Source organism: Streptomyces sp. NPDC027189, from assembly GCF_055566975.1.
Genome location: NZ_JBVHRI010000001.1, coordinates 852,658 through 865,595, shown reverse-complemented (window position 1 = coordinate 865,595; position 12,938 = coordinate 852,658). Strand labels below are relative to the sequence as shown.

At 71.1% G+C, this 12,938-nt stretch carries 11 protein-coding genes; 9 read left to right on the top strand and 2 right to left on the bottom strand.

Annotated features, from left to right (window positions below):
- Positions 1-41 precede the first annotated feature (41 nt).
- From ACZ4RZ_RS03885 to glmM, 4 genes are all read left to right on the top strand, one after another.
- Positions 42-1,292 (top strand): glycosyltransferase family 87 protein, encoded by a 1,251-nt coding sequence (locus ACZ4RZ_RS03885; RefSeq protein WP_467741698.1) that lies wholly within the window; start codon positions 42-44, stop codon positions 1,290-1,292.
- Between the two features lie 243 nt (positions 1,293-1,535).
- Positions 1,536-1,979, top strand: a complete 444-nt coding sequence (gene rplM / locus ACZ4RZ_RS03880) for a 50S ribosomal protein L13 (protein ID WP_399077161.1) — start codon at positions 1,536-1,538, stop codon at positions 1,977-1,979.
- A 42-nt stretch (positions 1,980-2,021) separates the two neighbouring features.
- Positions 2,022-2,543 (top strand): 30S ribosomal protein S9, encoded by a 522-nt coding sequence (gene rpsI, locus ACZ4RZ_RS03875; protein ID WP_189190312.1) that lies wholly within the window; start codon positions 2,022-2,024, stop codon positions 2,541-2,543.
- Between the two features lie 200 nt (positions 2,544-2,743).
- Positions 2,744-4,102: a phosphoglucosamine mutase gene (gene glmM / locus ACZ4RZ_RS03870; RefSeq protein WP_467741696.1), complete on the top strand. Its 1,359-nt coding sequence runs from the start codon at positions 2,744-2,746 to the stop codon at positions 4,100-4,102.
- A 37-nt stretch (positions 4,103-4,139) separates the two neighbouring features.
- Here the strand turns inward: glmM and ACZ4RZ_RS03865 are convergent, their stop codons facing one another.
- Complete coding sequence (locus ACZ4RZ_RS03865; RefSeq protein WP_467741694.1) at positions 4,140-5,087, bottom strand: DUF389 domain-containing protein; 948 nt, start codon at positions 5,085-5,087, stop codon at positions 4,140-4,142.
- 16 nt (positions 5,088-5,103) lie between these two features.
- Positions 5,104-6,093 carry a type I pantothenate kinase gene (coaA, locus tag ACZ4RZ_RS03860; protein WP_467741692.1) on the bottom strand — a complete coding sequence of 330 codons (990 nt, stop codon included), beginning with the start codon at positions 6,091-6,093 and terminating at the stop codon, positions 5,104-5,106.
- Positions 6,094-6,259: 166 nt separating this feature from the next.
- Here coaA and glmS point away from each other — a divergent pair, with 166 nt between their 5' ends.
- From glmS to alr, 5 genes are all read left to right on the top strand, one after another.
- Positions 6,260-8,107: a glutamine--fructose-6-phosphate transaminase (isomerizing) gene (gene glmS, locus ACZ4RZ_RS03855; RefSeq protein ID WP_467741690.1), complete on the top strand. Its 1,848-nt coding sequence runs from the start codon at positions 6,260-6,262 to the stop codon at positions 8,105-8,107.
- A 117-nt stretch (positions 8,108-8,224) separates the two neighbouring features.
- Positions 8,225-8,596 carry a holo-ACP synthase gene (locus ACZ4RZ_RS03850; protein WP_467741688.1) on the top strand — a complete coding sequence of 124 codons (372 nt, stop codon included), beginning with the start codon at positions 8,225-8,227 and terminating at the stop codon, positions 8,594-8,596.
- Between the two features lie 541 nt (positions 8,597-9,137).
- Positions 9,138-10,568, top strand: coding sequence for an NAD(P)H-hydrate dehydratase (locus ACZ4RZ_RS03845; RefSeq protein ID WP_467741686.1), 1,431 nt, complete (start codon positions 9,138-9,140; stop codon positions 10,566-10,568).
- Positions 10,569-10,813: 245 nt separating this feature from the next.
- Positions 10,814-11,692, top strand: coding sequence for a L,D-transpeptidase family protein (locus ACZ4RZ_RS03840; RefSeq protein WP_467741684.1), 879 nt, complete (start codon positions 10,814-10,816; stop codon positions 11,690-11,692).
- A gap of 69 nt (positions 11,693-11,761) precedes the next feature.
- Entirely contained in the window at positions 11,762-12,919 is a 1,158-nt protein-coding gene (gene alr / locus ACZ4RZ_RS03835; protein ID WP_467741682.1) for an alanine racemase, read from the top strand.
- Positions 12,920-12,938: the final 19 nt, after the last annotated feature.

The window sequence follows — 12,938 nt, the reverse complement described above, 5'->3', positions numbered from 1 at the left end:
GTTCCGCATCACAGCGCACTTGAACCCCTAGCGTGACCTGCATGAACGAGGGCAAAAGTGACATCTCCGGGTGGTTGGTGCGGCGGGCGTCCTGGCATGCGTGGGTGGTGTTGGCCGTGGTGCTGTGCGTTCCGGTCGTGAACGTCGCGCGCAGGAGCTCGGACGGCGGGATGGACAACGCGATCGTCGTCCGGGCGGCCCGGACCTGGCTGGACGGCGGCTCGCCGTACGCCGACCCGCACTTCCTCTATCTGCCCGGCGCGGTGCTCGCGGCGGTGCCGCAGGCGCTGCTGCCCCTGGCTGCGCTGCGGGTGCTCGTGCCGCTGGTGGTGACCGGGCTGCTGGCGGCGGGCTGGGGCTGCGCGCTCCGCATCCACGGGATCGCGTGGCACAGCCGCTTCGCCGTGCTCGGCCTGACCGGGCTCGCGCTGGGCTTCGCGCCCTTCGGGCATCTGGTGACGCTCGGCAACTGGACCGTGACGGCGGCGGTCGCGCTGCCGCTGGGGCTGCTGTGCGCGGTGCGGGGGCGGTGGGTCGCGGCGGGGGTGGTGATCGGCGCCGCGATCGTCCTGAAGCCGCTGCTCGCGCCGGTGGCGCTGCTCTTCGTCTTCGCCCGGCAGTGGCGCGGGCTCGGCTCCCTCGTGCTGGTGCCGGCGGTGGTCTCCGGTGGGGCGGCGCTGCTGATGCCCGACCCTGCGGGGTTTGTCACACGGACGTTGCCGTTCCTGCTGCGGGGGCACGACAGGTTCGTACGGCTGTACGAGGCTTCGCCGGGGGCCGTGCTGACGCGGCTCGGGGTGCCGCAGGGGGTGGCGACCTTGATGGCCTTCGTGGCCGCCGGGGCGGGGGTCTGGTGTGCGTACCGGCGCTGGTGTCGGGCCGATCCTGGGGCGCTGCGGCTGGTCGAGACCGCCGTGACGCTGATGCTCTCGGCGTTCCTGGTGTCCCGGCCGTCGTACGACCACTATCTGCTGGTCGTGGTGCCGCTGCTGGTCGCGGGGGTGCCGTTCCCCGGCTCGGTGGCCCGGAGCCCGTGGTTCTGGCTGGCCCTGCTCCCGCAGGTGCCCGGTGTCAGCTGGCCCTGGCTGGAGCCGGTGACCCGGCGGGCCTTCCGGGACTGTCTTACCTTGTGTGTGCTGGCTGCCGCGGTGGCCGTGCGGCCGGAGCTGTCCCTGGGGCGCGTCACCAGGCGCCCGGCGCTGCAGGCTGTGTCCACCCTCCCCCGAGCCCTCGACTCCGCTCGGGCAGGGGGGACTCCCAGCGCTCTGCGGGACGATTGCCCACAGCGGTAGCGGCTCGGCCCTAAGTGTTTGACCCGCGTTTTGACCCTTGCGGGGCAGCGCAGGTAGGCTGGCTCTTCGTTATGTGTATTGGCTTGCTCATTCTCACGTGAGAGGCCCTTACACCGGTCCACCGGGGCCGATGACCAGCGACCAGCACTCGGTATGCGTCACCGAGGTGCGGTCAGGGCTGTCGTGATCGTCCGTGGTGGCCTTGTCAGGACCCACTCACTGAAGAAGCGAAGGCTACGAACCGTGCGTACGTACAGCCCCAAGCCCGGCGACATCACTCGCCAGTGGCACGTCATCGACGCCCAGGACGTCGTCCTCGGCCGTCTGGCGACCACCGCCGCCACCCTTCTGCGGGGCAAGCACAAGCCGATCTTTGCCCCGCACGTCGATGCCGGTGACTTCGTCATCATCATCAACGCCGACAAGGTGCACCTGTCCGGCAACAAGCGGACCCAGAAGATGGCGTACCGCCACTCCGGTTACCCGGGTGGTCTGCGCTCCGTCCGCTACGACGAGCTGCTGGACAAGAACCCCGAGAAGGCCGTCGAGAAGGCCGTCAAGGGCATGCTCCCCAAGAACTCCCTGGGCCGTCAGATGCTCTCGAAGCTGAAGGTCTACTCGGGCGACCAGCACCCGCACGCTGCCCAGCAGCCGGTGCCGTTCGAGATCACCCAGGTCGCGCAGTAGTTCCGGCCACCCCCTAAGACGAAAAAGAATCTGAGGAGAATCGTGGCCGAGACCACCGTTGAGCAGCCGGTCGAAGAGACTGAGCTCGTCGACATCGACCAGTACACCACCGAGTCCGAGGTCCCCGTCGAGGGCGAGTACACCTCGGAGTCCCTCGCCGGCCGCTTCGGCGAGCCGCAGCCGGCCGCCGGCCTGGGCCGTCGCAAGAACGCCATTGCCCGCGTCCGGATCGTTCCGGGCTCCGGCAAGTGGAAGATCAACGGTCGCACCCTTGAGGACTACTTCCCCAACAAGGTGCACCAGCAGGAAGTCAACGAGCCCTTCAAGGTGCTCGAGCTCGACGGCCGCTACGACGTCATCGCCCGCATCTCGGGTGGCGGCGTCTCCGGCCAGGCCGGCGCCCTGCGCCTCGGTGTCGCCCGTGCGCTGAACGAGGCCGACGTCGACAACAACCGCGGCGCCCTGAAGAAGGCCGGCTTCCTCAAGCGCGACGACCGTGCGGTCGAGCGCAAGAAGGCCGGTCTCAAGAAGGCCCGCAAGGCTCCGCAGTACAGCAAGCGTTAATCTTCGCTGCCTGCTCGTACGCGTAGTACGCGTAGTACGTCCGAACGCCCCGGCGGCACGCCACAGTGCCGTCGGGGCGTTCGTTTATCAAAGCCATGGGCGTATAACGGCACAAGGTGCTCAAAGGCTCGTGTGATCGACTGACTTCCGAATTGTGATCGGATGAGCTTCCGAATTCTGAAGCTTCCTCAGGAGGACAAGTGGGACGACTCTTCGGCACGGACGGCGTGCGCGGTGTCGCCAACGCGGATCTGACGGCCGAGCTCGCGCTCGGGCTCTCCGTGGCGGCGGCGCACGTACTGGCCGAGGCGGGCACGTTCGAGGGCCACCGGCCGGTCGCGGTGGTCGGGCGGGACCCGCGCGCGTCCGGGGAGTTCCTGGAGGCCGCAGTGGTCGCGGGCCTGGCCAGCGCGGGCGTGGACGTCCTGCGCGTCGGTGTGCTGCCCACCCCCGCGGTGGCGTACCTCACCGGCGCGCTGGGCGCCGACCTCGGCGTGATGCTCTCCGCCAGCCACAACGCCATGCCCGACAACGGGATCAAGTTCTTCGCCCGCGGCGGCCACAAGCTCGCCGACGAGCTGGAGGACCGGATCGAGGGCGTGTACGAGGAGCACCGCACCGGCGCTCCCTGGGACCGGCCCACGGGCGCCGGGGTCGGGCGCGTGCGCGCGTACGAGGAAGGGTTCGACCAGTACGTCGCCCACCTCATCGGGGTACTCCCGAACCGCCTCGACGGTGTCAAGGTCGTCCTCGACGAGGCGCACGGTGCCGCCGCCCGGGTGTCGCCGGAGGCCTTCACGCGCGCCGGCGCCGAGATCATCACGATCGGGGCCGAGCCGGACGGGCTCAACATCAACGACGGCTGCGGCTCCACCCACCTGGCCAAGCTCCAGGCCGCCGTCCTCGAACACGGCGCCGACCTCGGCATCGCGCACGACGGCGACGCCGACCGCTGCCTCGCCGTGGACCACACGGGCGCCGAGGTGGACGGCGACCAGATCCTGGCCGTACTCGCGCTGGCGATGCGGGAGCGTTCCGTACTGCGCTCCGACACCGTTGTCGCGACAGTCATGTCCAACCTGGGCTTCAAGCTCGCCATGGAGCGCGAGGGTCTCTCGCTCATCCAGACGGCGGTCGGTGACCGTTACGTCCTGGAGGAGATGAAGGAGCACGGCTACGCCCTCGGCGGCGAGCAGTCCGGGCACGTCATCATCCTCGACCATGCCACCACCGGCGACGGCACGCTGACCGGCCTGCTGCTGGCGGCCCGGGTCGCACAGACGGGCCGTACGCTCCAGGACCTCGCCTCGGTCATGGAGCGGCTGCCTCAGGTGCTGATCAATGTGCCCGACGTGGACAAGTCGCGGGTGAAGACCTCGGCCGAGCTGGCCGCCGCGGTGGCCGACGCCGAGCGCGAACTCGGGTCCACCGGCCGGGTGTTGCTCCGTTCGTCAGGCACCGAGCCGCTCGTACGGGTGATGGTCGAGGCCGCAGACATCGACCATGCGCGCTCGGTGGCCGGGCGGCTCGCCGACGCGGTGAAGTCGGCGCTCGGCTAGGCCCTGTCGCAGGCAGGCGGGAATTTGACGACGGGGCCTAGAACCGGCCCAGTGCGGCGGTGCGTTCACGCTGCCGGGCCCAGAGCCACTTCTGGGCCAGCAGCGTGAGCGTGCCGGCCAGCACGATGCCCAGCAGGTTCAGCAGCAGCTGCTCGGTGGAGCCCCACGCCTGGTGGTACTCGGTGTAGCTGAAGGCGACGGCGGCGTTCGCGGCCGCCGGGACCGTGGTCACCGAGATGGCGACGCCCACCAGGGCGCCCGACTTGGCGGAGGTCAGGGACAGCGTGCCCGCGCAGCCGGCGAGGACGGCCACGACGAACGAGAACCAGTCGGGCCGGTAGATGAAGCTGGTGTTGGGGCGCTCCGCGGCCAACTGCTCGGCGCTGAACAGGTTCACCGCGTCCATGAAGTAGCTGAAGACCACCGTCACCAGCATCGCGAGGGCGAAGCCCACGAGCAGCGCGGTCAGCGAGCGCCACGCGAGCCGCGGGGCGCGGCGCACCAGGGCCGTGCAGAACCCGGCCAGCGGTCCGAACTCCGGGCCGACCGCCATCGCCCCCACGATCAGGATCGCGTTGTCGAGGACCACACCACAGGCCGCGATCATCGTGGCCAGCGTGATGAACGCGACATACGTGACCGAGAGCGTGGACTCCTCGTGCGTCGCGTCCGTCAGGTGCTCCCACAGCACCGCGTCGGCACCCTCGCCCGGTGCCTCCTCCTCCGCCTTGTCGGCCCGCTTCGACAGCGACAGGTCGATGTTCTCGACGGCGATCGAGCCACTCCGGTCGATCCCCAACTCCTGCAGCCCGGTGAGGAGTGCGTCACCGGCCTCCCGGGCGACGTCGCACATGACGACATCGCCCGCGGGGTTGCGGGCCGCCCCCGGCAGCACGGCCAGGTGGGTCGTGCCGACCGTCCGCTCGATCAGACGTACGACGTCATCGGTGCGGTCGGCGGGGGTGATCAGACGCAGATGCAGCATGGCCGCAGCGTAATGGTCAGAGTTTGCGCAGGCTCAGGCGCTGCACCTTGTGGTCGGGGCCCTTGCGCACGACGAGGGTCGCCCGGCCGCGCGTCGGGGCCACATTCTCCAGCAGATTGGGCCTGTTGATGGTCCGCCAGGTCGTACGGGCGTAGTCGAGTGCCTCCTCCTCGGAGACCTGGGTGTACTTGCGGAAGTACGAGTGGGGGTTCTGGAAGGCGGTCGCGCGCAGCTTGCGGAAGCGGTTGAGGTACCAGGCCTCGATGTCCTCGGGCCGGGCGTCCACGTACACGCTGAAGTCGAAGTAGTCCGCGAGGCCGACGCGGGTGCGGCCGTCCTTGCCGGGCAGGGCCGGCTGCAGCACGTTCAGGCCTTCGACGATGAGGATGTCGGGGCGGCGGACCGTGAGCCGCTGGCCCGGGACGATGTCGTAGATCAGATGCGAGTAGACGGGGGCGGTGACCTCGTCCTTGCCCGCCTTGATGTCGGCGACGAACCGGGTCAGGGCGCGGCGGTCGTACGACTCGGGGAAACCCTTCCGCGACATCAGACCGCGCGCTTCCAGTTCCTTGGTGGGCAGCAGGAAGCCGTCCGTGGTGACCAGCTCGACGCGCGGGTGCTCGGGCCAGCGGGAGAGTAGGGCCTGCAGGAGCCGGGCGACGGTGGACTTGCCGACGGCCACCGAACCCGCGACCCCTATGACGAACGGGGTGCCCGACTGGGAGCCCTTCTCGCCGAGGAAGGTGTTCAGGGCGCCTCTGAGTCCGTCCGTGGCGCCGACGTACAGATTGAGCAGTCTGGACAGCGGCAGATAGATGTCCCGTACCTCGTCGAGGTCGATGACGTCGCCCAGACCGCGCAGCTTCTCGACCTCCTCCGCGTTGAGCGGGAGCGGCGTCTTTTCGCGCAGCGCGCTCCACTCGGCACGGGTGAGGTCGACGTAGGGAGTCGCCTCCGGCCTGGACCGGTGGGCGCTCCGGGATATCGAGGAGACCGGAGAGATCACAGTCCATTGTTACGGGAGTATGGACGGGATGGGGGGTGGGGTCCGTCACGCCGGGTTACACAGGGTTGCCCACGGGGCCCTGGGCCGGTGCGGAGGGCGGCTGGAAATTCCGATATCGGGCACGCAGTGCCGGGATCGGGCGGGTGTGGGCCCTTAGGCTGCGGCCATGTGCGGAATCGTGGGATACGTGGGGTCGCAGTCGGCGCTTGACGTGGTGATGGCCGGACTGAAGCGGCTGGAGTACCGGGGATACGACTCGGCGGGCGTCGCTGTACCGGCGGACGGCGGGCTCGCCGCCGCGAAGAAGGCCGGCAAGCTCGTCAACCTGGAGAAGGAGCTGGTCGACCGGCCGCTGCCGACGGGAACGACGGCCATCGGGCACACCCGCTGGGCCACCCACGGCGGCCCCACGGATGCGAACGCGCATCCGCATCTGGACAACGCGGGCCGGGTCGCCGTGGTCCACAACGGGATCATCGAGAACTTCGCCCTGCTGCGCGCCGAGTTGGCCGAGCGGGGACACGACCTGGTCTCCGAGACGGACACCGAGGTGGTCGCGCATCTGCTCGCCGAGGAGTTCTCGTCCTGCGCCGACCTGGCGGAGGCGATGCGGCTGGTGTGCCGGCGCCTTGAGGGCGCCTTCACGCTGGTCGCGGTGCACGCCGACGAGCCGGATGTGGTGGTCGGAGCGCGCCGGAACTCGCCGCTCGTGGTGGGAGTCGGAGAGGGCGAGGCCTTTCTCGCCTCGGACGTCGCCGCGTTCATCGCCCATACGCGGTCGGCGATCGAGCTGGGTCAGGACCAGGTGGTGGAGCTGCGCCGGGACGGCGTGACGGTCACCGGGTTCGACGGCCGCCCCGCCGACGTCCGCTCGTACCACGTCGACTGGGACGCCTCGGCGGCCGAAAAGGGGGGGTATGACTACTTCATGCTCAAGGAGATCGCCGAGCAGCCCAAGGCTGTCGCCGATACGCTCCTCGGCCGTATCGACGCGTCCGGCTCGCTGACGCTGGACGAGGTGCGCATCCCGGCGTCGGTGCTGCGCGAGATCGACAAGGTCGTCATCGTGGCCTGCGGTACGGCCTTCCACGCCGGCCTGATCGCCAAGTACGCCATCGAGCACTGGACGCGGATTCCGTGCGAGGTGGAGCTGGCCAGCGAGTTCCGCTACCGGGATCCGATCCTCGACCCGCGCACCCTCGTCATCGCCATCTCGCAGTCCGGCGAGACCATGGACACGCTGATGGCGCTGCGGCACGCCCGCGAGCAGGGTTCCAAGGTGCTGGCGATCTGCAACACGAACGGCTCGACGATCCCGCGCGAGTCCGACGCGGTGCTGTACACGCACGCGGGTCCGGAGGTCGCGGTCGCGTCCACGAAGGCGTTCCTGACGCAGCTGGTCGCCTGCTACCTGGTCGCCCTGTATCTGGGCCAGGTCCGCGGCACCAAGTGGGGCGACGAGATCCAGGCCCTCGTCCGCGAGCTGTCCCGGATCTCCCGGGAGGTCGAACGGGTCCTGGAGACCATGGAGCCGGTACGGGAGCTGGCGCGTTCCCTGGCCGACAAGAACACCGTGCTGTTCCTGGGGCGGCACGTGGGCTACCCGGTCGCGCTCGAAGGCGCCCTCAAGCTGAAGGAACTGGCGTACATGCACGCCGAGGGCTTCGCGGCGGGCGAGCTGAAGCACGGCCCGATCGCGCTGATCGAGAAGGACCTGCCGGTGGTGGTCGTGGTGCCGTCCCCGCGCGGCCGCTCGGTCCTGCACGACAAGATCGTGTCCAACATCCAGGAGATCCGGGCGCGGGGAGCGCGCACGATCGTCATCGCGGAGGAGGGCGACGAGGCGGTCGTGCCGTACGCCGACCACCTGATCCGCATCCCCGCGACGCCCACCCTCCTCCAGCCGCTGGTGTCGACGGTCCCCTTGCAGGTGTTCGCGTGCGAGCTGGCGACGGCTCGGGGCAACGAGGTGGATCAGCCGCGGAACCTGGCGAAGTCGGTGACGGTGGAGTGACCGCGGCAGGGCCCCCGTGCCTGGGCGCCCGATGCGAGGTCGCCGCAGGCCGGCCGGGGGTGAGACATTCCCGTCGTGCGAACGGGCACCGGTGCCCCGCCCCTTAGGGTGCGAGGCATGAGCATCATCGGGGTCGGTATCGATGTGGCCGAGATCGACCGGTTCCGGGCGTCGCTTGAGCGCACGCCCGGACTGGCCGAACGAGTCTTCCTCGAAGAGGAGTTGTACCTGCCGAGCGGTGAGCGCCGGGGCATCGCGTCCCTGGCCGCGCGTTTCGCCGCGAAGGAGGCGCTGGCCAAGGCGCTGGGCGCCCCGGCGGGTCTGTACTGGACCGACGCCGAGGTCTACGTCGAGGAGAGTGGTCAGCCGCGGCTGCGGGTGAAGGGCACGGTGGCGGCCCGGGCGGCCGAACTGGGCGTGCGCTCGTGGCACGTGTCGCTCAGTCATGACGCGGGGGTGGCTTCGGCGGTGGTGGTGGCGGAGGGGTAGGCCGGGGGCTGCTGGTTGGGCGGGGCGGTGGTGGAGGAGCGCTTCGGTGGATCGGTGGATCGGTGGATCGGTGGCGGCGGACGCGGCCGTGGCTGTTGCGCCTGGCCGTGGGTGGGCGGGACCGGCTGTGAGTGCCAGAGCGTCCGTGAGCGCGTTGCGCTGGGTTGCGCCGCGCGGCGGACCCGTACGCGCCGCGCTGGCCTGAGCTCGGAACGGCACTTCGGCGGGGCGGTGCTGGTTGCGGACACGGCGGTCGTGCCCGGCCGTGGGTGTGTGGGCCCGGCCGTGGGCAGGTGAGCGGGTTGCGCTGCGCGGCGGACCCGTACGCGCCGCGCTGGCCTGAGCTCGGAACGGCACTTCGGCGGGGCGGTGCTGGTTGCGGACACGGCGGTCGTGCCCGGCCGTGGGTGTGTGGGCCCGGCCGTGGGCAGGTGAGCGGGTTGCGCCGCGCGGCGGACCCGTACGCGCCGCGCCGAGTTGGGACCGGCGCCGGTGCCCTCGGAGGCGGCACGGCGGGCGTCGGTACGGGAGACTCGGCGGTATGCGTACTGCGTACTGCGTGGAGACCGTAAGAACCGCCGAGCGGGAGCTGATGGCGCGGCTTCCCGAGGGGGCGTTGATGCAGCGCGCGGCCGCCGGACTGGCCGCGGCCTGCGCGGAGTTGCTGGGACGGGTGTACGGCAGCCGGATCGTGCTGCTCATCGGCAGCGGCGACAACGGCGGTGACGCCCTCTACGCGGGGGCGCGCCTGGCCCGCCGAGGCGCGGGCGTCACCGCGGTGCTGCTCGCCCCCGAACGGACGCATGCCGGGGGGCTCGCGGCGCTTCGGCGGGCGGGGGGTACCACGGCCGCCCCCGCTGCCGCCGAGTCGCTCATCCGGCGCGCCGACCTCGTCGTCGACGGCATCGTCGGGATCGGCGGCAAGGGCGGGCTGCGGCCCGACGCCGCGCCGCTGGCCGAGTTCGCCGCAGACTCCCGCGCCGCCGTGGTCGCCGTCGATCTGCCGAGCGGTATCGAGGCGGACACCGGGGAGATCCTCGGTGCGGCGGTGCGCGCCGATCTCACGGTGACCTTCGGGACGCACAAACCGGGGCTGCTCATCGATCCGGCACGCGGGTACGCCGGTTCGGTACGCCTCGTCGACATCGGGCTCGAACTGCCCGCCGAGGCCGAGCTGGAGGCCCTGCAGCACGCGGACGTCGCGGCGCGGCTGCCGGTGCCCGGAGCCGAGAGCGACAAGTACCGGCGCGGTGTCGTGGGGATCGCCGCCGGGTCCGCGCGTTATCCCGGGGCGGCGGTGCTCGCCGTGTCCGGTGCGCTGCGGGGTGGGGCGGGGGCCGTGCGGTACGTCGGACCCGCGGGGGACGCTGTGATCGCGCGCTTCCCGGAGACCCTCGTCTCGGGACAGGGGCCCAAGCGGGCCGGCCGGGTCCAGGCGTGGGTCGTGGGGCCCGGGGCCGGGGACGACGCGTCGGCTGTCGGGGAGGTGCTCGCGGCGGAGGTGCCCGTGCTGGTGGACGCGGACGGGTTGCGGCTCGCGGCCCGGGACGCCGTACGGGCGAGGAGTGCGCCCACGTTGATGACCCCGCACGCCGGGGAGGCGGCCGCGCTGCTCGGGGTTTCGCGGGAGGCCGTCGAGGGGGCTCGGCTGGCTTCCGTGCGGGAATTGGCGCGGCTGTACGGGGCGACGGTGTTGCTCAAGGGGTCGACGACGCTGGTGGCCGATGCGGGCGGTGGGGCTGTGCGGGTGAATTCCACGGGGACGGCCTGGCTGGCCACCGCGGGGAGTGGTGACGTGCTGTCCGGTCTTGCCGGCTCGCTGCTGGCGGCCGGGTTGTCCGCGCTGGACGCGGGGAGTGTTGCCGCGTACCTCCACGGGCTCGCGGGGCGCTTCGCCGCGGATGGGGCGCCTGCCGGAGCCCACGACGTGGCCTCCGCCATCCCGGACGCATGGCGCGACGTCATCGACTGAACGCCGGGAGGGTTTTCGCCCCCTCCGCGCCCCTACCCGTCTCCTACCAGCCTTTCGGCAGCGGACCAGTGGGGGCCTGTCGCGCAGTTCCCCGCGCCCATTTCAGGGGCGCAGCCCCCAGGGGCGGGACGGGTAGGGGCGGCGGAGGCGAAACAAAGCCTTGGCCGAATGGGGGACCCGGTCCGCGCGGCTCACCCGGATTTGTGACGCCGTTGCATATGGCTGATTGCATGATGATCGGACATATGAGGTGCCGGAGCGCGGCGGTGGTGCTCGCGCTGGTGGCCGTGTTGCCCGTTGAGAGTGCCGTGGCGGCGAGTGGTCCCCCCGCTCCCGGACCGGGGACCGAGTTGGTGCCCGGCGTGGCCCCTGGCCCCCATCAGCCGTGGCAGATCGACACGCCGGACCAGATGCTCGCGCCGAAGGTGTACCCCCCCACCGCCGCGGAGGACGCCGTCGAGCCACGGAACGCGCCGGCCGGCACGGACGCGCTCATCGAATACGTACCGCTCAGCGACGCCGCCGCAGGCACCGCCGTGACGTGCAGCAAACGGACGGGGCCGTATCAGCGGCAGGTGGAGCGATGGCTGAAGCGGAAGGTGGACGGGAAGCAGTCCGCCGCCGATTGTGCCGCGATTCGGACGTTTCAGACGCGGTACGGGATCAAACCGAACTCCGGGTTCGCCGGACCCGTCACCTGGGCCCATATGCAGCTGCTCTCGGCGAGGAAGAACCCGAACGCGGCCCGAAAGTGCCCCGTCCGCTCGTACCGCGTCGCCTGCGTGGACCTGACCCGCCAGCTCACCTGGGTGCAGAAGGGGAAGAAGGTGCTGTGGGGGCCGGTGCCGATGCGGAGCGGGCGGGCCGGATACCGGACCCGTACGGGCTGGTTCAAGGTCTTCTGGAAGCACAAGAACCATTGGTCGACGCTGTACAACAGCCCCATGCCGTACAGCCAGTTCTTCAGCGGCGGAGAGGCCTTCCACGCCATCTACGGCAGCGTCTACAACCCCAACGGCTCGTGGGGCTGCGTCAATCTGCGCCTCGCCGACGCCCGCAAACTGTGGAGCGTCACGAAGACGGGCGACCACGTGTACGTGTGGGGACGCAGGGCCGGCACCTGATGCCGGACGGCCCCCTACCGGTACCGGCGCCGGGGCGCTGTCAGCCCCCTCTGAGACACTGGGGGCGCGATGAACGAGACAACACCCCTGCGCGCCCGCGCCGAGATCGACCTGGCAGCCCTGCGGGCCAACGTGCGGACCCTGCGCGCCCACGCGCCGTCCGCGGCCGTGATGGCCGTGGTCAAGTCCGACGCGTATGGCCACGGGGCGGTGCCGTGTGCCCGCGCGGCGCGCGAGGCAGGCGCCACCTGGCTCGGCACCGCGACCCCCGAGGAGGCCCTCGCCCTGCGAGCGGCCGGACTCGAAGGGCGGATCATGTGCTGGCTGTGGACCCCCGGCGGCCCGTGGAAGCAGGCCATCGAGGCCGATCTCGACGTGTCGGTGAGCGGCATGTGGGCGCTGCGGGAGGTGGTGCAAGCGGCCCGGGAGGCGTCCGCGCCCGCCCGCGTCCAGCTGAAGGCCGACACCGGTCTCGGGCGGAACGGCTGCCAGCCCGCCGACTGGCCCGAGCTCGTCAGGGAGGCGCTGAGCGCCCAGGCCCGAGGGCTCATCACCGTCACCGGTCTCTGGTCGCACTTCGCCTGTGCCGACGAGCCCGGTCACCCCTCCATCCAGGCCCAACTCACCCGGTTCCGCGAGATGGTGGCGTACGCCGAGGAGCAGGGCGTCCGCCCCGAGGTGCGGCACATCGCCAACTCGCCCGCCACGCTGACCCTTCCCGAGACCCACTTCGACCTCGTCCGCACCGGCATCGCGGTCTACGGCATCTCGCCGAGCCCCGAGCTCGGCACCCCGGCCGACTTCGGGCTGCGCCCGGTGATGACGCTGAGCGCGTCGCTCGCGCTGGTGAAGCACGTTCCGGCCGGCCACGGCGTCAGTTACGGGCATCACTACACCACGCCCGGCGACACCACCCTCGGCCTGGTGCCCGTCGGCTACGCGGACGGCATCCCGCGCCATGCCTCCGGCACCGGTCCGGTGCTGGTCGGCGGCAAATGGCGTACGGTCGCCGGCCGGGTCGCGATGGACCAGTTCGTCGTCGATCTCGGCGGGGACGAGCCCGCGCCCGGCGCGGAGGCAGTTCTCTTCGGCCCGGGCGACCGCGGCGAGCCGACCGCCGAGGACTGGGCCCGGGCGGCGGGCACGATCGCCTACGAAATCGTCACCCGGATCGGAACCCGCGTTCCGCGCGTCTACGTGAATGTGAACGAGGAACGAGACGGGTAACACCCCCCTGGCAGAGCAG